Below are 22308 nucleotides of genomic sequence, written 5' to 3'. Positions count from 1 at the left end.
GATTTGAGCCGTTTGCGTCAACGCTTTTGTGAAAATTTCTTAATCTTCGGGATGAATCAGTGCGTAGGCCACGTTCTGTGGCGATTTCATCCAATGAAAGTGGTCAGCGACCACGCCCAGCTCGGCCGATGACAGTAGTTTCAGGCTGTGCGCAGAGGCGGGAAGCTTTGCCAACAGTTGCTGCATTGAACTGACCGGTGCCAACCAATCGTGGTCCATCACCACTGCGCGCGTCGGTGCGCTGATGCGGCGCATGCCGGCTTCCAGATCGATGGGCAGGTTCTGCGCAGCGTAGTGATTGCTCAAGCCAACGCGTGCCCAGTCGCGTATCAGGCCGCGTGCTTCGGTACCGCCGAAGCCGACGCGGCGTCCGGGCAGGGTGCCGTTGCGTTGTGCCAGCCAAGGCAGGAAGCGATACGCCAAGGGCAGCAACCAGCCACGCGGTGGCGGGAAGCTCCGCCACCATGGCGTGCCGCTGGCGACCAGCCATAGCGCGTCCAGTTCGGTCTCGCGCAGGCCCGCATAACAGCAGCTGAGCTGGCCGCCGAGGCTGTGGCCACCCAGCCGGAACGGGAGCCCTGGCAGTGCGCTGTGTACGGCGGCTTCGGCTGCGGGCAGGTCGAGTTGCAGCAGCTCTTTGTAGCCCCAGTCGTGGCTGCGGTCAGGACGCAGGCTGCTGCTGCCGTTGCCGCGCCATTCGTGCAGGAATACCGCAATGCCGTGTTCTGCCAGCGCTTGGGCGAAGGCCTGGTAGTGGCGGGCCGCAACCCCCAATGCCGGCAGCCATAGCAGGCAGGCGCGCGGCTTGGTGGGGAGGTAGGCTAATAGTTCGAAGCTGTGGCCATCGGCGCTGCTGACGCGCAGCGCGCTTGCTTGTGGGGTTGTCTCGGCGCCGAGGTTCATGCCGGGCGCGCCGCGCCGAAGTGATCCAGTACCATCACATCGCTGCGGCCCGGGTGGTAGCCGCCCTGCAGGCCACGGGCGACGTAGTCGATCGCCGCTTCGCAGGCGTTGGCCAGCGACAGCCCGCAGCACAGCTGCGCGGCGATGGCGGAAGCCAGGGTGCAGCCGGTGCCGTGTGCATCCACCGGCAGCCGAACATGGCTGAATTCCTCGCGGCTGACGCCATCGAAATAGCGGTCGATGACCCGGCTGCCTTCCAGTAGATGGCCGCCTTTGAGCAGGACCGCGCCGGCGCCCATGTCGAGCAGCGCGGCGGCGGCATCTTCAGCGTCGTCGGCGTTGCTGATGCTGCGCCCGAGCAGCAGCTCTGCTTCCGGCGTATTCGGGGTCAGCAGGGTTGCCAGCGGCAGCAGCCGCTCGCGCATCGCGCGCAGCGCGCTGTCTTCGAGCAGCTTGGCGCCGCTGGTGGCGACCATCACCGGGTCGATCACGATCTGCGGCGGGCGCCGTTGTTCCAATGCGTCGGCGACCAGATGGATCACCTCGGCATTGGCCAGCATGCCGAGCTTGACGGCGTGGATATCGAAGTCATCGAAACACGCATCGATCTGCGCGCGCAGGAAATCCAGCGGCGGCACATGCACGGCGGTGACGCCACGGGTGTGCTGTGCGGTGAGTGCGGTGATTGCGGACAGGCCATGCACGCGGTGCGCGGCAAAGGCTTTGAGGTCGGCTTGAATGCCTGCGCCGCCGCCGGAATCGGAGCCGGCAATGGTCAGGGCGGAAACGGGGGTGGAAGGACTCATTGGCCGATTGTGCAGTGTTTGCCGAGGGCCTGCTTCATCCCTGCCGGCGCACGGCCCATTGCCGGTACAGCACATAACCCAGGCCGCTCAATCCGGTCAGCATGGCCGGTACCAGCAGGGCGTCGTACTGCCAGCGCGCGAACAGCCATGCGCCGAGTACACCGCCGGCCAGAAAGCCGCTGATGATCAGGCCGCTCAGGGTCAGCCGGTGCATCGGTACGGGCAGGCCGCGCAGCAGATGACCCAGGCCGATGCCAAGATCGGTGAACATGCCGCTCAGGTGGGTGGTGCGCACGACCGCGCCGCTGAAAGTGGTGGCCAGCGCGTTCTGCAGTCCGCAGGCCATCGCCGCGGCCAGTGCGCCCCAGACCTGTTGCTGTTTGAACAGGGGAATGGCCAGCAGCAACAGCGCCGATTCCAGTGCCAGCGCAACGCCATAGCGGCGGCCAAGCTGGAGGGTGCTGTCCTGGATGATCAAGCCGCTGAGCATCGCGCCCAGCGCAAAGGCGATCAGCAGGCCCCAGAGGTGACCGACCGAGCGCCAGTCGGCATGCGCCAAGGCAATGCCGAGCTGGCTGGTGCTGCCGGTGACATGGCTGACCGCTTGATGCTCAAACCCCAGAAAACCGACCGCGTTGACCATGCCAGCCACGCAGGACAGCGCAATCGCACCGATCCAGACCCAGGTGGGCAGGCGGACCTTCATCGCGCCGCCGGGTCAGGGCGACGACTTGGCGCCGTTGCGTTCGATGCTGCTGAAGGTGCCGGCTTGCGGGTCGTAGACGGCGCCCCAGAACTGCGCGCCGCCATCGCAGGCCCGGATTGCTTCGCGGCCCGGGTCGATTTCGCTGTGGTCGGGCAGGGTGAAGGCGTTGATGTAGATCAGCCGCTTGCCACCGGACTCGAAGCCCACGTACTGCCGGCCGGACAAAGCCGGCTCGGCAATGACGGGTTGCAGCTGCGCAAGGCGGCTTTCCAGTGCATCGATATCGGCACGGCTGGGCGCCCAGTAGCCTGTGACTTCACCGGCGTGCTTGGCGGGGCTGTCGCGCGAGCAGGTGTCCAGCACCTGCGCGGCGACCACGGGGCGGGTGACCACCCAGGACTGTCCCGTCTTTACCGCCGTCGGCACGCTGCCAGGGCGCGTGTTCGACGGCGTGCAGGCGGCTACGGCCAGTGTGGCTGCGGCCAACAGGGACAGGGTATGCAGCTGTTTCACAGAACCTCCGAAGCGTAATCGGCCAGGCGCGAACGTTCGCCCCGACGCAGTGTGATGTGTGCACTGTGCGGCCAATTCTTGAAACGGTCCACCGCATAGGTGAGGCCGGACGTGGTTTCGGTGAGGTAGGGGGTGTCGATCTGCTCGACATTGCCCAGACAGACGATCTTGGTGCCGGGGCCGGCGCGGGTGATCAGGGTCTTCATCTGCTTGGGGGTGAGGTTCTGTGCCTCGTCCAGAATCAGATAACGCGACAGGAAGGTGCGCCCGCGCATGAAGTTCATCGAGCGGATCTTGATGCGGCTGGCCAGCAGATCGTTGGTGGCCGCACGGCCCCAGGCGCCGCCGTCCTGGTTGTGGGTCAGCACTTCCAGGTTGTCGGTGAGCGCGCCCATCCACGGCGTCATCTTTTCCTCTTCGGTGCCGGGCAGGAAGCCGATGTCCTCGCCGACGCTGACCGTGGCGCGGGTCATGATGATCTCGCGGTAGCGCTGTGTATCCATCGTCTGCGCCAGGCCGGCGGCCAGTGCCAGTAGCGTTTTGCCGGTGCCGGCGGTGCCGAGCAGGGTAACGAAATCGATCTCCGGGTCCATCAGCGCGTTGAGTGCGAAGTTCTGCTCGCGGTTGCGTGCGGTGATGCCCCAGACCGAATGCGAGCCGTGGCGGAAGTCATTGACCACCGACAAGGTAACGCGGCCATCGCCCTCGACCTTGCTGACCTTCAGCTCGACTTCGTCGTCGCCGTGCAGGTAAGCGAACTGGTTGGGATGCCAATCCTCATCGTCTGCGGCCATGATTTCGTAGCTGGTGCGGCCCTTGTCGCTCCAACTGCGCAGGCCTTCGCTGTGCTTCTTCCAGAAATCTTCCGGCAGCACGGTGGCGCCGGTGTAGAGCAGGCTGAAATCGTCCAGCGCGCGGTCGTTCTCGTAATCCTCCGAGTCGATGCCGGCGATTGCGGCCTTGATCCGCAGGTTGATGTCCTTGGAGATGAACACCACCGGGGTTTCCGGGTGCTGTTCCTTCAATGCCAGGATCGCGCCGAGGATGGCATTGTCCGGGATCACCTTGCCAAAGCTCTTGCCGGCCTCGAAGTGGCTGGTCTGGAAGTACAGGTTGCCGGCGCTCTGCGCGCCACGCAGCTGCAGGCCCTTGGGTCGTGCCAGCGGCACGCCGTTCTGCACGCTGCCGATGCCGGACGCTTCGATCAGCTCGTTGAGGAAGCGGCTCACCTGGCGGGCGTTGCGGCTCGCTTCGGTGGTGCCCTTCTTGCCGTTGTCCAGCTCCTCGATCACCTGCATGGGCAGGTAGACATCATGTTCCTCGAATTTGAACAGCGCGGTCGGGTCGTGCATCAGCACGTTGGTATCCAGTACGTAGATGCGCTTGCCTCGGGTCATCGTCGATTCCTGGTGGCGGGACAGGGTCACGCCATCGCACCTGCAGGGCAGGGCGATGACATGGGTTGGAACGGGATGTGGGTCACTTGGTTTGAGCGGCCTTCAGTGCTTCCAGCACCGCATCGGCATGGCCGGCGACTTTGACCTTGCGCCATTCCTGCACGAGCTTGCTGTCAGGAGAGATCAAAAAGGTGCTGCGTTCGATGCCACGTACCTGCTTGCCGTACATGTTCTTCATCTTGATCACGTCGAAAGCGTTGCACAGCACCTCATCGGCGTCGCTGATCAGTGGGAACTTGAAACCCTGCTTGGCGCAGAAGTTGTCGTGCGACTTCAGCGAGTCGCGGGAGATGCCGAACACCTGTGCCCCGGCGCGCTTGAACTTCGGCAGCAGGGCATTGAAGTCCAGGCCTTCGGTGGTGCAGCCGGGGGTGCTGTCCTTCGGGTAGAAGTACAGCACCAGCCATTGGCCTGCCAGCTCGCCGAGGCGGGTGGTGGTGCCGCCGGACAGGGCCAGCGGCAGCTCGAGGGTGGTTCGGTCCAGGGTATCGCCGATGTTCATCAGATCCTTTCCGGAGCCTGGGGTAGTTCGATTGCAGTTACATGAAACGCCGCGCGCCTGTGACGGGCGCGCGAAACATTAGAACTTCATCGGGTCCATGATCGCGTCCAGGTTGAGGTGGTCGCAGAATTCGAGGAAATCGTCGCGCAGGGCGGCGATATGCATGTTTGAGGGAACACCAATGGTGATCTGCGCTGAGAACATCTCCGCGCCCGTCTGCATGGCCTGGTAACGCGTGCTCTGCAGGTTCTCGATGGTGATGCCCTGGCGGTCGAAGAAGTCGGCCAGCTGGAACAGGATGCCCGGCTTGTCGGCGGCAACGACCTCGACAATGTAGGGGAGCAGGTTGGACTGGGCCTGTTTGGCGGCGGTGCGGTACCACACCAGCTTCAGGTTTTCCTCGCGCTCAAGCCGGGTCAGCATGGCCTCGAGCTTGGCTACCGCGTCCCACGAGCCGGTGGCCAGGGTGGTGACCGAGACATCGCGGCCCACGGTGGCAAGACGGGCATCGACCAGGTTGCAGCCGCTGTCGGCGATTCGACGGGTGACGGACAGCAGAGGGGACTCCGGATGCGTCGTATAGGCGTTGATCAGGAGGTGGTTTTCGGTCGGCAGCGGCCGCGGCGTGGTGTCGGTCAAGGTGGTTCCGGGAGCTAGAGAGTCTGAACAACACCGTTGAAGGGCTGTTCGTTGGCGTCCAGCATACTTGCCCGTGCTTTCGACCGGCAAGTAACATGCCTTCGGTCACGAACCCGCCGACCGGCGGGCTTGTTTACCCCCACGAAGAGCGACTGACCCTTTGTCCATATCTGGTCTCATCACCGCGCTGGCGACGCCTTTCAAGGCCGACGGCGCACTCGATCCTGAGGGCTGGCAGCGCCTGCTGGCCCAGCAGCTCAAGGGCGGCGTCCAGGGTGTAGTCGTGGCAGGCTCCACCGGCGAAGCCTCCACCCTGTCCGACGATGAATACGACGGCCTGCTGCGCAGCGCCGTTGCCGCCTTTGCCGGCAAAGTGCCGGTGCTGGCCGGTACCGGCCTGTCCGGCACCGCCCGGACCATCGCCCTGACCAAACGGGCGGCCGCCAATGGCGCCACCCATGCGCTGGTGGTCACCCCGCCTTATGTACGCCCAACCCAGGAGGGCCTGCGCCAGCATTATCTGGCGGTGGCCGAGCAGGGCGGCTTGCCGGTGGTGCTGTACAACGTGCCCGGGCGCACCGGCTGCGACCTGCTGCCGGAGACCGTGGCCGCGCTGGCCACGCACCCGAACATCGTCGGCATCAAGGAGGCGGTGGGCGATACCACCCGGCTGAAAGCCCTGCTGGAACTGCGCAGCAGCAGCTTCACCATTCTCAGTGGTGACGACGGCTCCGCCGCCCGTTCCATGTTGTCCGGCGCCGATGGCCTGATTTCGGTCGGCTCCAATGTGCTGCCGGGGGCTTACCGGACGATGTGCGACCTGGCCCGCGCCGGTCAGCATGAAGCGGCCGAAGCCTGGGATGCCCGCCTGCAGCCGTACCACGATTTTTGCGGTGTCGAGTCCAACCCCATTCCGGTCAAGGCGCTGCTGCAGCGGCTTGGTATTGGCCATGGGCTGCGCTTGCCGCTGCTTCCGCTTTCTGCGCCGCACCACGCACATGCCGATCATCTGGCTGCTGACGTGGACGCGTTGGAAGAACTATCCAGCCGCTGATTCAGCGGCCTCTGAACTCTGGAGATTCACCCATGCGTCAAACCTCTACCGTTCGCGTGTTCTCGCTGGTGCTGCTGGGCGTTGTCACCGCCGTGGCAACTTCCGGCTGCTTCTTCAAGCGCGGTGCCCGCGGCGACTACGCCCTGGCCCCGGAAGCGCGCCCGCTGGAAGTGCCGCCGGATCTGAACCTGCCCAGCACCGCTGGCTCGGCGCCGATCCCGGCATTGGCCTCGGCCGCCAAGCCGGCCGCTGCTTCGGCAGCCACCGTCGCCTCGTCGCAGAGCGGCTTCACCGTCAGCGGCAGCCGTGACGAGGTGTTCGGCAAGGTCGGTGAGGCACTTGCCGGCGTTGACGGCCTGACCATCGCCAGCCGCGCGCAGCTGCTGGGTTCCTATGATGTTGCCTACGAAGGCAGCAACTTCCTGGTGCGCGTGGTTGCCGTTGATGCCGGTGCCTATGTGTCGGCGGTGGATCCGCGCGGCATGCCGGCCACCGATGCGGCCGCAACCAAGCTGATCGCGGCATTGAAGGCCAAGCTGGCCGGTTGATGGCAGCGGTTTTGAGATGAAAAAAAGGGCGCCGCGTAAGCTGGCGCCCTTTTTATTTGGCTGGCTTCATCGGCTGGCGGTAGCGACGCTCAGCGTTCCAGCAGCTTGAGTTTGTCTGGCTTGCCGTCCCACTCGGCGGCGTCGGCCGGCGGGTCTTTACGTACGGTCAACACCGGCCAGGCCTTGGCCAGCTCGGCATTGAGCGCGACAAAGCCTTCCTGGCCGGCCGGCACATCGTCCTCGGGGAAGATGGCGTTGACCGGGCATTCGGGCTCGCACAGGGTGCAATCAATGCATTCGTCAGGGTCGATCACAAGGAAGTTGGGGCCTTCGTGGAAGCAATCCACGGGGCAGACTTCGACGCAATCGGTGTGTTTGCACTTGATGCAGTTTTCGGTAACGACAAAAGGCATGGCAGGGTCCGGCTTTGATCCCCGTAATTCTAGATCAGGATGCAGGGGGTGGGCGTGGGCATTCTCATTGGCCGTGCTTGCTGGCGCAAAGAGGTGTGCCGGAGCCAGGGCCTTGGGGCACTGGCGGGGTGTACAAAGCAAAAAACCCCGCAGAGCGGGGCTTTTTGGTTTCGCAGACGGAGTTGGTGCTCCCTAGGGGACTCGAACCCCTGTTTTAGCCTTGAGAGGGCCACGTCCTAACCACTAGACGAAGGGAGCGTTTTGTTCGCGTCTGGCGAGCGCGCTAGTATATGCATCTGGTTGCCGCTCGGCAATCCCGTAAACCCAACTGGAAGCGCCAACATCAATTCCATAGTTACAACGCCGTTCACCGTCCGCGTGATCCCGCGCGACCAGCACACCATCTCGCGCCGGGACATCAGCCCCAATGCGCTGAGGGTGCTCTACCGTCTGCGCGAATCCGGCTTCGGCGCCTATCTCGTTGGTGGCGCTGTGCGCGACCTACTAGTAGGTGGACGCCCCAAGGATTTCGACGTTGCCACCGATGCAACGCCGGAGCAGGTCAAACAGCTGTTCCGCAATTGCCGCCTGATCGGCCGCCGCTTCCGCCTTGCGCATGTGGTGTTCGGCCGCGAGATCATCGAGGTGGCGACGTTCCGCGCCAACAGCGATGACGGCAGCGGCGACCGCGAGGTCGAGAACGGCATGCTGGTCCGTGACAATGTCTACGGCAGCATCGAAGACGATGCAGTCCGCCGCGACTTCACCTGCAACGCACTGTATTACGCGATCGAGGATTTCTCGGTGCGTGACTACACCGGCGGCTTTGAAGACGTGATGGCCCGCCGGATGAAGCTGATCGGCGACCCGGAGCAGCGCTATCGCGAAGATCCGGTGCGCATGCTGCGCGCGGTGCGGCTGGCGGCCAAGCTCAACTTCGAGATCGAGGCGACCACCGCCGAGCCGATCCCGCGCCTGGCCAACCTGCTCAGTGAAGCCGCACCGGCCCGCCTGTTCGAGGAAGTGCTGAAGCTGTTCCTGTCCGGCCACGGCGTGGCCAGCTTTGAAGGGTTGGAGCGCTACGGCCTGCTGGCGGTGCTGTTCCCGGAAAGCGCCGCGGCGCTGAAGAGCAACCGTACCGGTGCCCTGCGCCGCATTCTGATCGATGGCCTGCGCAATACCGACGAACGCGTCGCCAACGAGGAGCCGGTGTCACCGGCCTTCCTGTTCGCGCTGCTGCTGTGGCCGGCCTTCTGCCGTGCGCTGATCGGCCTGCAGAAGCAGGGCCTGGCGCCGGAAGAGGCACAGCGCCGTGCCGCCGACCGGGTCACCCTGCACCAGCTCAGCACCATTGCCCTGCCGCGCCGCTTCTCGCTGCCGATGCAGGAGATCTGGCTGCTGCAGTCACGTTTCAGCTCGCGTCAGCGCAAGCGCGTGATGCGTACCTTGAGCCACCCGCGCTTCCGCGCTGCGTTCGACTTCCTGGCGCTGCGCCAGGCTGCATCCAGCGAGCACCAGGAAGACATCGAGTTCTGGCGCGAGGCACAGGCGCAGGCTGGCCACGAGCTGGGTGTCGAACTGGACTCGGTGCATACCGACGGTGAGGTCGAAGAGAGCGCGCCGCGTCGCCGCCGCCGCCGTCGTCGTCCTGGCGGCAGCGCAACTGCGGGCGAGTAAGCAGGGATGGTCGTAGCCTGTATCGGCTTGGGCGCCAACCTCGGCGACGCGCCCGCCACCCTGCGTGCGGCGATCCAGACGCTGGCGGGCTTGCCTGGCACGAAGTTGCTGGCCAGCTCGCGCTTGTACCGCAGCCCTGCCTGGGGCAATGAGGCGCAGCCGGATTTCGTCAATGCGGCCGTGGCGCTGCAGACCGAACTGCCTGCGCCGCAGCTGCTGGAGCAGCTGCTGGCGATCGAGCAGCAGTTCGGGCGGGTACGCGAGCCGGGCCAGCACTGGGGCCCGCGGTTGCTGGATCTGGACTTGCTCTTATATGCCGAGCAGGTGATCGACCTGCCGCAGCTGCAGGTGCCGCATCCCTTCCTGCACCAGCGCGGCTTCGCTTTGCTGCCTTTGGCCGATGTGGCGCCGCAGGCCCTTATTCCGGGCCATGGAACAGTGCGGGACGTATTGGTTGGTATCAATACCAGCGGTATCGACCCGATAGGGGGATAATGGGCGGCTCATAAGCCACCGTTATGACCACATGAGCACACACGCAGATAGCAAGCCCTGGACCGTACCCGCCCTGGCCGAGGCCAAGCGCAACGGCCAGAAGCTGGTGATGTTGACCGCCTACGATGCCGGCTTCGCCCGCGCCTTCGACGCCAATGGCGTGGACCTGATCCTGGTCGGTGATTCGCTGGGCATGGTGGTGCAGGGGCACGATTCGACGCTGCCGGTCAGCGTCGATGACGTGGTCTATCACACCCGCGCGGTCGCCGGCGTGCTGGAACGCGCGCTGCTGGTATCGGACCTGCCGTTTGGTGCCGATGCCACCGCCGAGCGCGCGCTGGACGCCTCGCTCAAGCTGCTGCAGGCCGGCGCGGAGATGGTCAAGATTGAAGGTGCCGGCTTCAAGCTGGACATCATCCGCCACCTGGTGGAGCGCGAAATCCCGGTCTGTTCGCACCTGGGCCTGACCCCGCAGTCGGTGCTTCGCCTGGGCGGCTACCGCGTGCAGGGCCGTGGCGATGCCGGCAAGCAGTTGCTTGACGATGCCAAGGCCGTGGCCGAGGCCGGCGCCAGCCTGCTGGTGCTGGAGTGTGTGCCGACCCCGATTGCCGGGCGCGTCACCGCTGGCGTTGCCATTCCCACCATCGGTATTGGTGCCGGCCCCGATTGCGACGGGCAGGTGCTGGTGCTGCATGACTTCCTCGGTCTGGACAGCGGTCACCGACGTCCCAAGTTCGTCAAGGATTTCCTTGCCGAAGGCGGCTCGGTGGCCGGTGCGGTCCGTGCCTATGCCGACGCCGTGCGCGCTGGCATCTTCCCCGACGCAGAGCACGCTTACGCATCATGATCGAAACCGTTACCGAACTTTCCCGGCTGCGCGAGGTTGTCAGCGGCTGGAAGCGCGATGGCCTGCGGGTGGCGTTGGTGCCGACCATGGGCAACCTGCACGCCGGCCATTATTCGCTGGTGAAGTTGGCGCGTGAGCACGCCGACAAGGTGGTTTCCAGTGTTTTCGTCAATCCGACCCAGTTCGGCCCGAACGAGGACTTCACCCGCTACCCGCGCACGCCCGAGGCCGATACCAGTGGCCTGGAGCAGGCCGGTTGCGACGTACTCTGGCTGCCCACAGTCGAGTCGATGTACCCGTTCGGCGTGGAGCTGGCTGCCAATGTGCATGTGCCAGGCGTCAGTTCGCTGCTGGAAGGGGCACATCGCCCGGGGCACTTTGACGGTGTCTGCACGGTGGTCAGCCGCCTGTTCAACCAGGTGCAGCCGGATGTGGCGGCATTTGGGCGCAAGGATTACCAGCAGCTGGCGGTGATCCAGCAGATGGTTGCCGACCTGGCGTTCCCGATCCAGATCCTGGGCGGGGAAATCGTGCGCGAAACCGACGGCCTGGCGATGAGCTCGCGCAACCAGTACCTGACCGCCGATGTACGGCCGCAGGCCACGGTGATCCGCAAGGTGCTGCTGGCCGCGCGCGATGCCTACCTGGGCGGCGCCGAGCGGGTGGCGGTGGAGCAGGAGGCGGCTGCACGGCTGCAGGCTGCGGGCTACCTGGTGGATTACGCGGTGGTGCGCATGCCCGACCTGAGCGAGCCGGGCAGCAGCCATGAGGGTGCCCGCGTGGCACTGGTGGCGGCCAAGCTGGGCAACACCCGCCTGATCGACAATATCGAGTTCTGAACAGGGCAGCGGGCGGACTTTTCCTGTCCGTCAACGACTGTTCGCGTGACCTTCAATGGCGCCCCTGTGGCGCCATTGTTGTCTGTGCGGAACAGCTGCCGGATAGGTCATGTTGCAGTGCGGGCAGGGCCTCGCAGCGGTGCTAGACTGCGCTCTTTCTCACGCAGTTTCGGCATTGTCATGCAACTTTCCCTGCTCAAGACCAAGATTCACCGCGCCACCGTCACCCATTCGGAGCTGAACTACGAAGGCTCCATCGCGATCGACGACAACCTGTTGCAGGCGACCGGCATCCGCGAGTTTGAACAGGTGCACATCTGGGACGTGACCAACGGTGCCCGTTTCACCACCTACGCACTGCGGGCGGAAGCCGGCAGCGGCGTCATCTCGCTCAACGGCGGCGCTGCGCGCCACGTGCAGGTGGGCGACATCATCATCATCGCCGCCTTCGCCAGCATGAGCGAAGAAGAAGCCAACAGCTTCAAGCCCAAGCTTGTCTACGTTGACGGCGACAACCGCATTTCCCACACCAACGACAGCATCCCCACACAGGCCGCATGATCACCAACAACGGATTCGACGTTTTGCACGCCCACGCCCAGCGTTTGCAGGGCACAGGCATTCCCTCGCTGATGGCCGCAGAGCCTGACCGGGTGCAGCGCATGGCGCTGAAAGTCGGTCCGTTGTACGTGAACTTCGCGCGGCAGAAATACGACCGCGCGGCCCTGGATGCCTTGCTGGAACTGGCCGCCGCGCGCGATGTCGCCGGCGGTTTCCAGCACCTGTTCGCTGGCCAGAAAATCAATCTCACCGAAGATCGCTCGGTGCTGCACAGCGCGCTGCGCGGCGATGCCAGTGATGCGCCGGTTGCAGTAGCTGCACGTGCAGAAGCGGTGGCGGTGCAGGCGCAGATGGGCGGCTTGATCAAGGCGCTGGAAGCCAGCAATGTCACCGATATCGTCAGTGTCGGCATTGGTGGCTCGGATCTGGGTCCGCGCCTGGTCGCTGACGCCCTGCGCCCGGCAGCGGGTGCGCGTTTCCGCGTGCATTTCGTTTCCAATGTCGACGGCGCGGCCATGCAGCGCACCTTGGCGACGTTGGACCCGGCGACCACCGCCGGCATTCTGATCTCCAAGACCTTCGGTACCCAGGAAACCCTGCTCAACGGCCGCATCCTCTGCGATTGGCTGGGCGGCAGTGAGCGCCTGTACGCAGTCAGTGCCAACCCCGAGCGCGCCGCCAAGGCCTTCGACATCGCCGCCGAGCGCGTGCTGCCGATGTGGGATTGGGTGGGTGGCCGTTACTCGCTGTGGTCGGCGGTAGGCTTCCCGATTGCCTTGGCAATTGGCTTTGAGCGCTTCGGTCAATTGCTGGAAGGTGCCGCGCAGATGGACGCGCATGCGGCCAGCGCACCGTTGGCGGAAAATCTGCCGGTGCTGCACGCACTGACCGACATCTGGAACCGTAACGTGCTGGGTTATGCCACGCATGCGGTGATGACCTATGACCAGCGCATGGCCTTGTTGCCGGCGTACCTGCAGCAGCTGGTGATGGAGAGCCTGGGCAAGCGGGTCAAATGCGACGGCAGCCCGGTGGACGGTGACACGGTGTCGGTGTGGTGGGGCGGCGCGGGCACGGACGTGCAGCACAGCTTCTTCCAGGCGCTGCACCAGGGCACCAGCATCGTGCCGGCCGACTTCATCGGCTGCGTGCGCAATGATGATCCTTACGAAATCAATCACCAGGCCTTGCTGGCCAACCTGCTGGCGCAGACCGAGGCCTTGGCCAACGGCCAGCACAGCGAGGATCCGCACCGCCAGTATCCGGGTGGCCGCCCCAGCACGATGATCCTGCTGGACGCGCTGACCCCGCAGTCGCTTGGTGCCTTGATTGCGATGTACGAACACGCGGTCTACGTGCAGTCGCTGATCTGGGACATCAACGCCTTCGATCAGTTCGGCGTCGAGCTGGGCAAGCAGCTGGCCAGCCAGTTGCTGCCGGCGTTGCAGGGCGAGGCGGTGGAGATTGCCGACCCGATGACCCGGGAGTTGTTGGCGCGTTTGCGCTGATAGCTGATTGTCGTTTGGAAGAAAAGCCGCGCAGAAATGCGCGGCTTTTTCGTGCCCCCTCCCTTTGCCGAAGGCAAGGGGAGGGTTGGGGAGGGGTAAGCCCTTCGCATTGCCGGTGAAGGCCCCTTGCCGAGCATGGCTCGGCACTACAGAAAGCGGGGTTACCTGTTCGGGTCGCGTTCGGGGCTGGGGCGTTTGATCAGCTTGCGCTGCAGTGAGCGCCGGTGCATGCCGAGCAGGCGTGCCGCTGCCGATACATTGCCGCCGGTCTCATGCAATGCCTGCTGGATGTGCTCCCATTGCAGGCGGCTGATCGGAGTCATTGCATCCGGGGGTTCAACATCGTCGGACTCTTCGCCCGCGTCGTCGTCTTCGCCCAGGGCGCGCAGGATCATCTGCACGGTCGCCGGCTTCGGCAGGTAGTCATCGGCACCCAGCTTGATCGCTTCCACCGCCGTCGCAATGGAGGCATAGCCGGTGACCAGCAGGATGCGCATGTCCTGGCGCAGTTCGCGCAGCGGCTGGATCAGGCTCAGGCCGGATTCGCTGCCAAGCTTCAGGTCGATGAGTGCGAATGCCGGCGGCTTCTGCGTGGCCTGCTGCAAGGCGCTGATGGTATCGGTGGCGGTGATCGCTTCGATGCCACGGCGGGCCAGCGTGCGCTGCAGGGTGCGCAGGTAGAGCGGATCGTCGTCGACCAGCAGGCCGTGGGTGGCGGGAGCATTCATGGACTTACCTCGATGTTGTTCAACGGCAGGCGAAAGCCGACACGTGCTCCCTGGCCTTCGGCCGGACGCATCCATAATTCGCCATGCAGACGCTCAATGGTGGCATGCGACAGGGCCAGGCCGACACCCATGCCGTTGCTTTTGCCGCTGTTGAACAAGGTGCCTGGCAGCGCCGCATCATTGGCGTTGAAACCCGGCCCGTAATCACGCACTTCGCCGTACAGCTGGCCTTCGTGGATGCGCAGGTCCAGGTCGATCTGCGCGCGGCCGGCGTGCTCACCGGCATCGGCGGCGTTGTTCAGCAGCACCTGCAGCAGATGACCAATACCGGGGTCCAGCTTGAGTTGCAGCGGGGCATCCGGGTTGCGCCGCAATTGGATGGTCGGGCGCACCAGCCGCCATTGTTCGAGCACGCTGGCGATGGACACCGGTGCACGGCTGCCGGCGCCTTCGGCCGGTGCTGCCAGTGCGAGCACCTTTTCGCGGCACTGGACCAGCAGCTCGCGCAGCGTTTCCAGATCGTCACGCATTTCCGGGGTGGCGGCCCCTTGCTCGACGATGTCGTCAGTGAGCAGGGTCATGGTCGCCAGCGGGGTATTGAGCTCGTGGGCGACGGAGGCCGCATGCGTGGCCAGGGCGACAATGCCTTCGTTGCGGACGAAGCGCTCGCGCAGCATCGCCAGCTGGTTCTCGCGCTCTCGCAAGGCCGCAGCGAGGCGCGTCGAAAACACCAGCACCACCACGCTGGACAACAGGAAGTTGGCCGCCGCGCCCCACAGGTGCAGGCTCATCGTGTCGAAATAGCCACCCTTGAGCGGCAGCCCGAATACCGCGCTCAACGCGTAGCCGCCCACGCAGGCCGCCGCGACCGCATGGGTCCAGCGCAACGGCAAGGCCAGCGCGGCCAACGCGATCAGGATCAGGAACAGCGAGCCGAACGGATTGGCGATGCCGCCGCTCCAGCCCACCATCCAGGTCAGCACGGTGACATCGACCAGGATGTGGCCGAAGGCGGTAACCGGCGCCGGGTCGCTGTCGTGGACGCGCAGCTGCACGTAGAGGTTGAACAGGGCCAAGACCGCTACGCCGGCCCACAAGGGTTCCTGCGGCAGGTCCAGGCCCAGCAACCAGGTGGCGACCAGGATGGTGGCGGCCTGGCCGGCGGTGGCCAGCCAGCGCAGGCTGCATAGCGTGCGCAGAAAAGAGGTGTCTCGGGTTTCCATGGCGCAATCGTATGCTGTCGAGGTGGCTACAACGCAATCCAAGGTTCATGCCTTGGGGCGGTTGGCGCGCTAAAATGGGGCATGCATGACGCCGTGACCCGCCCAACACCGCCCACCGACGCTACCGCGTGGCCCCGCCGCATCACCCAGTCCGTCGCCATCGGCGGCGTCAAGGTGGGCGGAGGAAATCCCGTGGTCGTGCAGTCGATGACCAATACCGATACCGCCGATGTGGCTGCCAGCGTCAAGCAGGTGGCCGAACTGTGGCGCGCAGGTTCGGAGATGGTGCGGCTTACCGTCAACAACCCCGAATCGGCCGCAGCCATCCCGCGCATCGTCGAGAAGCTGGCGATGATGGGCATCGAGGTGCCGCTGATCGGCGACTTCCATTACAACGGCCATCAGTTGCTGACCGGCGAACCGGCCTGCGCCGAGGCGCTGGCCAAGTACCGCATCAATCCGGGCAATGTCGGCTTCGGCAAGAAGAAAGACACCCAGTTCGCGCAGTTGATCGAGTTCGCCATCAAGTACGACAAGCCGGTGCGTATTGGCGCCAACTGGGGCTCGTTGGATCAGGCGCTGGCGGCCAGATTGATGGATGAGAACAGCCAGCGCGCACAGCCGTGGGATGCGGGCCGGGTATTGCGCGAAGCCCTGATCCGCTCGGCGCTGGATTCGGCGCAGACGGCCGTTGAGCTGGGCCTGCCGCGTGATCGAATCGTGCTGTCGGCCAAGGTCAGCGGCGTGCAGGAACTGATCGCCGTATACCGCGACCTGGCGCAGCGCTCGGACTTCGCCCTGCACCTGGGCCTGACCGAAGCCGGTATCGGCAGCAAGGGAATCGTCGCCTCGTCGGCGGCCTTGGCAGTGCTGTTGCAGGAAGGCATCGGCGACACCATCCGCATTTCGCTGACGCCCGAGCCGGGCCAGTCGCGTACGCAGGAAGTCATCGTCGCCCAGGAGCTGCTGCAGACCACCGGCCAGCGCGCTTTTACACCGATGGTCACGGCATGCCCGGGCTGTGGCCGCACCACCTCCGAGTTCTTCCAGGAGCTGGCCAAGGTGGTGCAGAACCATGTGCGCGAAAAGATGCCGGTGTGGCGTATCAGCCACCCCGGTGCGGAAAACATGACCCTGGCGGTGATGGGCTGCATCGTCAACGGCCCGGGTGAATCGCGCCACGCCAATATCGGCATTTCATTGCCGGGTACCGGCGAGACGCCGGCCGCGCCGGTCTTTGTTGATGGTGAAAAGAAGGTGACCCTGCGTGGCGAAAACATCGCGCACGAGTTTGTCGCGCTCATCGATGACTACGTCGAGACCCGGTATGCACGAAGCTCCGGTTGATTCCCGGAGCGAAGCAGCCGGTCTGCGCCGTTGGCTCGCCCACAATGCGTGGCGGCTGGTGGTGCTGTTCATCGGCGTGCTGCTGCCACTGGCGGGTTTCGTGGCCTTGGCTGACGAAATCCACGAGGCCGAGGCGTTCCACTTCGATGCGGCATTGCTGTTGCGCATGCATGCAATGACGTCGCCTGGCCTGAACGCATTCTTCGTGCTGATGTCCAAGCTCGGTTACCAGTGGGGCGTCATCCCGCTGGATGTCCTGATCGTGGCGGTAGTGCTGCTGCGCCGGCGTTGGCGCAAGGCCGCATTCGCGGCGACGGCATTCATTGGCTCGGCCTTGTTGAACCTGGGCAGCAAGCAGATTTTCCAGCGCGAACGCCCCAGCCTGTGGGAGTCGATTGCGCCGGAAAGCACCTTCAGCTTTCCCAGCGGCCATGCCATGGGCTCGATGACGCTGGCGCTGACCCTGGTTTTTTTGACCTGGCGCACACGTTGGCGTTGGCCGGTGGTGGCCTTGGTCAGCGCTTTTGTCGTTTCGGTAGGGCTGTCGCGGGTTTACCTGGGGGTGCATTACCCCTCGGATATCCTGGGCGGCTGGTGTGCTGCAACGATCTGGGTAACAGGCGTTTACATGCTGATGTTCCGCCGCCGCTGGTCGCTGCCTGCGCCATAAAGCGCGTTGCAAGGGGGATTGTCCAAAAGGTAAGAGAAGTCCTAAGTCATTGGACGAATTGACCTGATGGATACAGTATGGGTTGGGACGGCATAGTGAACTCGCCAGCCGCAGGCGCATAAACCGCATCATCCTGATGCTTAAAACTACAGACACATTTCCTGCGAGTGGGTGTCCGATAGAGCCCAGTTGGGCCACTTCTGCTTGATAATACGCATGGCCTTGCCATGAGGGGACGGGGAGGGCCGTCGCCTCGCATGCTCGGATTTTGCCGCGCCCAAGGCTTCAACTGTCACCTCGCCGCGAGGAATCCTTCATGACCATCAGTGTTTTTCTTATCGATGACCACGCGCTAGTACGCACGGGCATTCGGATGATTCTTTCGGGGCAAACCGGGATTGAAGTCATCGGCGAAGCGGATAGCGGCGACATCGCGCTGCCGCAGATCCGGCGGCTGAAACCGGACGTCGTCCTCTGCGATCTGCACCTTCCCGGCCTGAGCGGGCTGGAAATCACCGAGCGCATCGTCAAGGGTGATCACGGTACCCGGGTCATCATTGTTTCCGTGCTGGAAGACGGGCCCATGCCCAAGCGCCTGCTCGAGGCTGGCGCCTCCGGCTATGTGGGCAAGGGCGGCGATTCGAAAGAGCTGATCCGTGCCATCCACGATGTGGCCATCGGCAAGCGTTATCTGGCCACCAGCATTGCGCAGAATCTTGCGCTGTCCAATCTTGAGGGCGGGGCCTCGCCGTTTGACCTGCTTTCGCCGCGTGAGCTGGAAGTAGCGCTGCTGCTGATCCAGGGGCATCGTCAGGAAGAGATCGCACGCCGCTTGAGCCTCAGTGCCAAGACGGTCAATACGCACAAGGCAAGGCTGTTCCAGAAACTGGGCGTGCAGGACAACATCGCGCTGGCCCGGCTGGCCAGTCAGTATGGTGTGGGCGACCCGACCCGCGCGATCTGAATCGTCCGCAGCGGGCTGCAACTGCGGCGCTGCGCAGGATGAGGATATCGGGTCAAGCAGCTGCTGCGGTTGAGCAGCGCATCAAAAGAGCGCAACGGCAACGTTGCGCTCTTTTTATTGGCTCAGCGCCAACGCAGGAGCACCACAATCCGCAAAGCAGACGGATACCAGGTGTAGGAGCGGCGTAAGCCGCGAAGCAGGCGAACTGTCAGATGCAGGCGAAGCATAAACCCAAGGCAGACGAATTGTCAGATGCAGGCGAGCCATCAACCCCAAGGCAGACGAATTGTCAGCTGTAGGAGCGGCGTAAGCCGCGAAGCAGTTAGATTGTCAGCTGTAGGCACGCCATCAACCCAAAGCAGATACATAGCAGACGCCAGCGACAGCAAGATTCAAGCACCATCAGCGTCGCAGCTTTCCCTGCTCCCACAGAAAAGCAGAAAGCGGCCCGAAGGCCGCTTTCTGTAGTCACACAGGGAAGTACTGATCAGACGTTGTGCGGCTGATCGTCCTGCTTCTTCTCTGCCTCTGCCTCTGCTTCTACCGCTACTACGCTCGCCTCGCTCTCAGCGGGTGCGGCCGGTGCAGCGACGGGTGCCGGTACAACAGCTTCGGCAGCAGCCTTCTCAGTGCTCTCTTCAGTCACAGCGGTCTGGGCGAACAGCTGCCCATTCTGCGGTGCTGCCGGAGCGGCGGCTTCGGTGCGCGGCGTGGCGATCGGAGCCGGCGTGCTGATCGCTTCGGTCACTGCTGTGACAGGCGCAATCAACTCGACCGGTGCAGCGACGATCGGTGCGGCAATCACCGGCGCGGCAACCACTGCTGGTGCAGTGGCGGCAGCTACCTGTTCGACAGCAACCACTTCAGCGGCGACAACAGCCGGGGCTGCCGGTGAGCTGACAACGGCTTCGGCGACCGGCGCTGCTGCCTGCTCAGCCTTGACCACAGCTGGCTCGGCGATCGGAGCGGGCACCTGCGCAGGCGCTTCGGCGACAACTGCCGGGGTGCTTGCGACAACCGCAGCGGCGACCTGTACCGGTGCAGCTGCAACCGGCTTGGTCTCTGCGACGGGGGCTGCAGGCTTTGCCTGCGCAGCCGGAGCGGAGGCGGCTGCCGGAGCGGCCACGGTTGCGGGTTCGTCGTCGAACTCGAACTCCGGCTGGCTGCTGGTGGCCTTGCTCGGCGCTTCGGCAACCTCACCATCGGCATCATCGATGCCGTCGATACCGTCCTCGTCACCCAGGTTTTCGCCACCTGCGGTGCCTTCACCATTGCCACGACGACGGCGACGACCGCCGCGACGACCGCGACGACGACGGCCACCGGCTTCGCCAGCACCTTCTTCGCCAGCGACAGTGGCTTCGTTCTCGTCGGCGACAGCCATTGCCGGCTGTTCTTCAGCGGCAATCACCGGCTTGGCGATTTCGGCGGCCAGGGTGTTTTCCTTGACCACTGCTTCCGTGCTGACAGCGGCTTCGTTGGCAACAAGGGCAGCTGCAGCAGCTACCGGCGCGGCGACGCGGGCAGCGTCCTGTGAGGGCTGCTGCTGGCGTGCGGGCTTCTCAGCCTGCACGTTTGGCTGCTGTGCCTGCTTGTCAGTGTCCTGCTGCTGCTTTGGCTGCTTCGGCGGCCGCGGCTGCTTGGGTTGCTGCTGCTGTTGCTGTTGCTCGTTGTTGCGCGGCGGCTTTGGCTGCTGCGGGGCCTGCTCGCCACGCGGTTCATTGCGCTGCTTGGGCTGCTGCTGAACCGGGTTCTGCTGCGTCTGCTGCTGCGGCTTGTCGCCGCCCTGACGGCGATCGTCGCGGCGCTGCTCGTCGCGACGGTTGCCGTTGGCATTGTTGCCATTGCCCTTGCCGCCACGTGCCTGCTGGCCGTTGCGACCGTCACGGCGCTGGTTGCGGTCGTTGCGGCCGTTGTCCTGGCGCTGCGGCTGGGCAGGCGTTGCGGCAGTTGCCGATTCGCCACCGAACACGCGCTTGAGCCAACCCATCACGCCGCCTGCGGCGGGGGCGACGGGGGCAGCAACCGGGGCCGCTGCCGGCTCGGTTTCGGCGATCTCACGTACCGGTGCCGGCTGGCTGTGCTTGACGTGGGTTACGGCCGGTGCCGGCGGAATGTTCAGCTGTGCCTTGGTCAGGGCATGCACCGGCAGCTTGCGCGGGGTGCCGCGCTGGTAGCTGGGCTTGCTCGACTCTTCACCCAGTTCGTTGTCGCGCAGGCGCGTGACTTCGTAATGCGGGGTGTGCAGCTGCTCATCGGCAACGATGACGATGGGGGCGTCGTGGCGCTGCTCGATTTCACGCAGCGCGCTGCGCTTTTCATTGAGCAGGTAGTTGGCGATCTCGACCGGGGCCTGTACCAGCACCTGTCCGGTGTTCTCCTTCATCGCATGCTCTTCGGCAACGCGGATGATGGACAGCGACAGCGACTCGATGCTGCGCATGCGGCCTTGGCCGTCACAACGCGGGCAGACGATCTGGCTGGATTCACCCAGGCTCGGACGCAGGCGCTGGCGGCTCATTTCCATCAGGCCAAAGCGCGAGATGCGGCCCAGCTGGACGCGCGCACGGTCGTACTTCAGCGCGTTCTGCAGGCGGTTTTCGACTTCGCGCTGATGCTTGCTGGAGGACATGTCGATGAAATCGATGACCACCAGGCCGCCCAGATCGCGCAGGCGCAGCTGGCGGGCCACTTCTTCGGCGGCCTCCAGGTTGGTCTGGAACGCGGTGTCTTCGATGTCGCTGCCCTTGGTGGAACGGGCCGAGTTGACGTCGACCGCGGTCAGCGCTTCGGTCTGGTCAACCACGATCGAGCCGCCGGACGGCAGGCGCACGTTGCGCTCGTAGATCGCCTCGATCTGCGATTCGATCTGGAAGCGGTTGAACAGCGGGATGTCGTCTTTGTAATGCTTGAGCTTGCGCAGGGTCTGCGGCATCACCTGCTGCATGAAGTCGCGTGCGGTCTCGTACAGCTCTTCGGTGTCGACCAGGATCTCGCCAACGTCGGCACGCAGGTAGTCACGCAGGGCACGCACGATCAGGCGCGATTCCTGGTAGATCAGGAACGGGGCCGGCTTGGTCAGTGCGGCTTCGGCGATCGAACGCCAGACCTGCAGCAGGTAGTCCAGATCCCATTGCAGCTCTTCGGCATCGCGGCCAACGCCGGCGGTGCGGATGATCACGCCCATGTCGTCGGGGATGTTGAGCTTGTCCAGGGCTTCTTTCAGTGCGGCCCGGTCTTCGCCCTCGATGCGACGCGAGACGCCGCCAGCAGAGGGGGAATTGGGCATCAGCACCATGTAGCGGCCGGCCAGGGAGATGAAGGTGGTCAGGGCGGCGCCCTTGTTGCCACGTTCTTCCTTATCGACCTGCACGACGATTTCCTGGCCTTCGCGCAGGAGTTCCTTGATGGTGGCCTTGTTGTGGTCCACGCCCGCCTGGAAGTAATCGCGGGAGATTTCCTTCAGCGGCAAAAAGCCATGGCGTTCACCGCCGTACTCGACAAAGGCGGCCTCGAGCGACGGCTCCAGGCGGGTGATGCGGCCCTTGTAGATGTTGGACTTCTTCTGTTCCTTCGACGGCTGTTCGATGTCGATGTCGTACAGGTTTTGCCCGTCGACGATGGCCACGCGCAGTTCTTCAGCCTGCGTGGCATTGATCAGCATTCGCTTCATTGTGCGTTCCTCGCGCGCTGCTACCGCGCGGAACGCCATGGGGTTTCGCCTCTGGACACGGTTCGCCGCCCATTCGCGCAGGCGCGGGCAGGGCGGCTTGGGTTTCCAGCGCTACGACACCACGGCAGGCCGCGGGAGCGCTTCTTTCTTGTTTTAGGTGTTTCAGGGCCGGCGGCCGCCCGCGGCCGGGGCCGATGGCGTCGCGCGGGACATGGGTTTCGTCCAGCTCAGATGC

At 64.5% G+C, this 22308-nt stretch carries 22 protein-coding genes and 1 tRNA gene; 11 read left to right on the top strand and 12 right to left on the bottom strand.

Annotation, left to right across the window (positions count from 1 at the left end; translation table 11 throughout):
• Positions 1-39: 39 nt before the first annotated feature.
• The 7 genes from ACVOKO_RS05395 to ACVOKO_RS05365 form a co-directional block, all read right to left on the bottom strand.
• A complete protein-coding gene (locus ACVOKO_RS05395) occupies positions 40-903 on the bottom strand; it encodes an alpha/beta hydrolase family protein (protein ID WP_346497936.1) in 864 nt (287 codons plus the stop codon).
• Entirely contained in the window at positions 900-1709 is an 810-nt protein-coding gene (gene thiD, locus ACVOKO_RS05390; protein ID WP_346497935.1) for a bifunctional hydroxymethylpyrimidine kinase/phosphomethylpyrimidine kinase, read from the bottom strand. Before thiD ends, ACVOKO_RS05395 begins: the two co-directional genes overlap by 4 nt.
• Positions 1710-1743: 34 nt before the next feature.
• A complete protein-coding gene (locus tag ACVOKO_RS05385; protein WP_346497934.1) occupies positions 1744-2415 on the bottom strand; it encodes a YoaK family protein in 672 nt (223 codons plus the stop codon).
• A gap of 12 nt (positions 2416-2427) precedes the next feature.
• Positions 2428-2919 carry a hypothetical protein gene (locus ACVOKO_RS05380; protein ID WP_430980721.1) on the bottom strand — a complete coding sequence of 164 codons (492 nt, stop codon included), beginning with the start codon at positions 2917-2919 and terminating at the stop codon, positions 2428-2430.
• A 5-nt stretch (positions 2920-2924) separates the two neighbouring features.
• The gene (locus tag ACVOKO_RS05375; protein WP_346497932.1) at positions 2925-4325 is read right to left on the bottom strand and encodes a PhoH family protein; all 1401 of its coding nucleotides are present in this window, start codon (positions 4323-4325) and stop codon (positions 2925-2927) included.
• Between the two features lie 82 nt (positions 4326-4407).
• A complete protein-coding gene (locus tag ACVOKO_RS05370) occupies positions 4408-4887 on the bottom strand; it encodes a peroxiredoxin (protein WP_346497931.1) in 480 nt (159 codons plus the stop codon).
• Positions 4888-4965: 78 nt separating this feature from the next.
• On the bottom strand, positions 4966-5526 hold the full coding sequence (locus tag ACVOKO_RS05365; protein ID WP_057628242.1) for a glycine cleavage system transcriptional repressor: 561 nt from the start codon (positions 5524-5526) through the stop codon (positions 4966-4968).
• A gap of 160 nt (positions 5527-5686) precedes the next feature.
• Between ACVOKO_RS05365 and dapA the strand changes: the two genes are divergently transcribed.
• Together dapA and ACVOKO_RS05355 are read left to right on the top strand one after the other, a co-directional pair.
• On the top strand, positions 5687-6580 hold the full coding sequence (dapA, locus tag ACVOKO_RS05360; protein ID WP_346497930.1) for a 4-hydroxy-tetrahydrodipicolinate synthase: 894 nt from the start codon (positions 5687-5689) through the stop codon (positions 6578-6580).
• Positions 6581-6612: 32 nt separating this feature from the next.
• Positions 6613-7128 carry a hypothetical protein gene (locus ACVOKO_RS05355; protein ID WP_346497929.1) on the top strand — a complete coding sequence of 172 codons (516 nt, stop codon included), beginning with the start codon at positions 6613-6615 and terminating at the stop codon, positions 7126-7128.
• Positions 7129-7217: 89 nt separating this feature from the next.
• Here ACVOKO_RS05355 and fdxA read toward each other — a convergent pair whose 3' ends face one another.
• Positions 7218-7541 (bottom strand): ferredoxin FdxA, encoded by a 324-nt coding sequence (gene fdxA / locus ACVOKO_RS05350; RefSeq protein WP_054656826.1) that lies wholly within the window; start codon positions 7539-7541, stop codon positions 7218-7220.
• Positions 7542-7724: 183 nt separating this feature from the next.
• Positions 7725-7799 (bottom strand) — tRNA-Glu (locus ACVOKO_RS05345).
• 42 nt (positions 7800-7841) lie between these two features.
• Between ACVOKO_RS05345 and pcnB the strand changes: the two genes are divergently transcribed.
• The 6 genes from pcnB (at position 7842) to pgi (ending at position 13468) form a co-directional block, all read left to right on the top strand.
• Positions 7842-9218: a polynucleotide adenylyltransferase PcnB gene (pcnB, locus tag ACVOKO_RS05340; protein WP_346498005.1), complete on the top strand. Its 1377-nt coding sequence runs from the start codon at positions 7842-7844 to the stop codon at positions 9216-9218.
• A gap of 6 nt (positions 9219-9224) precedes the next feature.
• Entirely contained in the window at positions 9225-9713 is a 489-nt protein-coding gene (gene folK / locus ACVOKO_RS05335; protein WP_346497928.1) for a 2-amino-4-hydroxy-6-hydroxymethyldihydropteridine diphosphokinase, read from the top strand.
• 31 nt (positions 9714-9744) lie between these two features.
• A complete protein-coding gene (gene panB, locus ACVOKO_RS05330) occupies positions 9745-10560 on the top strand; it encodes a 3-methyl-2-oxobutanoate hydroxymethyltransferase (RefSeq protein WP_057628237.1) in 816 nt (271 codons plus the stop codon).
• Positions 10557-11399 (top strand): pantoate--beta-alanine ligase, encoded by an 843-nt coding sequence (panC, locus tag ACVOKO_RS05325; RefSeq protein WP_346497927.1) that lies wholly within the window; start codon positions 10557-10559, stop codon positions 11397-11399. Before panB ends, panC begins: the two co-directional genes overlap by 4 nt.
• 180 nt (positions 11400-11579) lie before the next feature.
• Entirely contained in the window at positions 11580-11960 is a 381-nt protein-coding gene (panD, locus tag ACVOKO_RS05320) for an aspartate 1-decarboxylase (protein WP_346497926.1), read from the top strand.
• Complete coding sequence (gene pgi / locus ACVOKO_RS05315) at positions 11957-13468, top strand: glucose-6-phosphate isomerase (RefSeq protein WP_346497925.1); 1512 nt, start codon at positions 11957-11959, stop codon at positions 13466-13468. The genes panD and pgi overlap by 4 nt, the downstream gene beginning before the upstream one ends.
• A gap of 161 nt (positions 13469-13629) precedes the next feature.
• On the opposite strand, the gene ACVOKO_RS05310 is transcribed toward pgi, so the two are convergent.
• Together ACVOKO_RS05310 and ACVOKO_RS05305 are read right to left on the bottom strand one after the other, a co-directional pair.
• On the bottom strand, positions 13630-14196 hold the full coding sequence (locus ACVOKO_RS05310; protein WP_346497924.1) for a response regulator transcription factor: 567 nt from the start codon (positions 14194-14196) through the stop codon (positions 13630-13632).
• Positions 14193-15419 (bottom strand): ATP-binding protein, encoded by a 1227-nt coding sequence (locus tag ACVOKO_RS05305; protein ID WP_346497923.1) that lies wholly within the window; start codon positions 15417-15419, stop codon positions 14193-14195. Before ACVOKO_RS05305 ends, ACVOKO_RS05310 begins: the two co-directional genes overlap by 4 nt.
• An 81-nt stretch (positions 15420-15500) precedes the next feature.
• On the opposite strand from ACVOKO_RS05305, the gene ispG reads away from it, so the two are divergent.
• The 3 genes from ispG to ACVOKO_RS05290 all read left to right on the top strand — a co-directional run bounded on the left by ispG (position 15501) and on the right by ACVOKO_RS05290 (position 18400).
• A complete protein-coding gene (gene ispG, locus ACVOKO_RS05300) occupies positions 15501-16766 on the top strand; it encodes a flavodoxin-dependent (E)-4-hydroxy-3-methylbut-2-enyl-diphosphate synthase (RefSeq protein ID WP_346497922.1) in 1266 nt (421 codons plus the stop codon).
• The gene (locus ACVOKO_RS05295; RefSeq protein WP_346497921.1) at positions 16747-17436 is read left to right on the top strand and encodes a phosphatase PAP2 family protein; all 690 of its coding nucleotides are present in this window, start codon (positions 16747-16749) and stop codon (positions 17434-17436) included. The genes ispG and ACVOKO_RS05295 overlap by 20 nt, the downstream gene beginning before the upstream one ends.
• 316 nt (positions 17437-17752) lie before the next feature.
• Complete coding sequence (locus tag ACVOKO_RS05290) at positions 17753-18400, top strand: response regulator (protein WP_346497920.1); 648 nt, start codon at positions 17753-17755, stop codon at positions 18398-18400.
• Between the two features lie 487 nt (positions 18401-18887).
• Here the strand turns inward: ACVOKO_RS05290 and rne are convergent, their stop codons facing one another.
• The gene (rne, locus tag ACVOKO_RS05285) at positions 18888-22073 is read right to left on the bottom strand and encodes a ribonuclease E (protein WP_346497919.1); all 3186 of its coding nucleotides are present in this window, start codon (positions 22071-22073) and stop codon (positions 18888-18890) included.
• Positions 22074-22308 lie beyond the last annotated feature (235 nt).

Source organism: Stenotrophomonas sp. STEN240, assembly GCF_056756175.1.
Note: the sequence above shows the minus strand (reverse complement) of the source record. Positions and strands in the feature narration are given on the sequence as shown.

Coding starts and splice junctions, on each gene's coding strand:
- ACVOKO_RS05395 (WP_346497936.1), bottom strand. CDS start 903: ATGAACCTCGGCGCCGAGACAACCCCACAAGCAAGCGCGCTGCGCGTC.
- thiD (WP_346497935.1), bottom strand. CDS start 1,709: ATGAGTCCTTCCACCCCCGTTTCCGCCCTGACCATTGCCGGCTCCGAT.
- ACVOKO_RS05385 (WP_346497934.1), bottom strand. CDS start 2,415: ATGAAGGTCCGCCTGCCCACCTGGGTCTGGATCGGTGCGATTGCGCTG.
- ACVOKO_RS05375 (WP_346497932.1), bottom strand. CDS start 4,325: ATGACCCGAGGCAAGCGCATCTACGTACTGGATACCAACGTGCTGATG.
- ACVOKO_RS05370 (WP_346497931.1), bottom strand. CDS start 4,887: ATGAACATCGGCGATACCCTGGACCGAACCACCCTCGAGCTGCCGCTG.
- ACVOKO_RS05355 (WP_346497929.1), top strand. CDS start 6,613: ATGCGTCAAACCTCTACCGTTCGCGTGTTCTCGCTGGTGCTGCTGGGC.
- fdxA (WP_054656826.1), bottom strand. CDS start 7,541: ATGCCTTTTGTCGTTACCGAAAACTGCATCAAGTGCAAACACACCGAT.
- folK (WP_346497928.1), top strand. CDS start 9,225: ATGGTCGTAGCCTGTATCGGCTTGGGCGCCAACCTCGGCGACGCGCCC.
- panB (WP_057628237.1), top strand. CDS start 9,745: ATGAGCACACACGCAGATAGCAAGCCCTGGACCGTACCCGCCCTGGCC.
- panC (WP_346497927.1), top strand. CDS start 10,557: ATGATCGAAACCGTTACCGAACTTTCCCGGCTGCGCGAGGTTGTCAGC.
- panD (WP_346497926.1), top strand. CDS start 11,580: ATGCAACTTTCCCTGCTCAAGACCAAGATTCACCGCGCCACCGTCACC.
- pgi (WP_346497925.1), top strand. CDS start 11,957: ATGATCACCAACAACGGATTCGACGTTTTGCACGCCCACGCCCAGCGT.
- ACVOKO_RS05310 (WP_346497924.1), bottom strand. CDS start 14,196: ATGAATGCTCCCGCCACCCACGGCCTGCTGGTCGACGACGATCCGCTC.
- ACVOKO_RS05305 (WP_346497923.1), bottom strand. CDS start 15,419: ATGGAAACCCGAGACACCTCTTTTCTGCGCACGCTATGCAGCCTGCGC.
- ispG (WP_346497922.1), top strand. CDS start 15,501: ATGCATGACGCCGTGACCCGCCCAACACCGCCCACCGACGCTACCGCG.
- ACVOKO_RS05295 (WP_346497921.1), top strand. CDS start 16,747: ATGCACGAAGCTCCGGTTGATTCCCGGAGCGAAGCAGCCGGTCTGCGC.
- ACVOKO_RS05290 (WP_346497920.1), top strand. CDS start 17,753: ATGACCATCAGTGTTTTTCTTATCGATGACCACGCGCTAGTACGCACG.
- rne (WP_346497919.1), bottom strand. CDS start 22,073: ATGAAGCGAATGCTGATCAATGCCACGCAGGCTGAAGAACTGCGCGTG.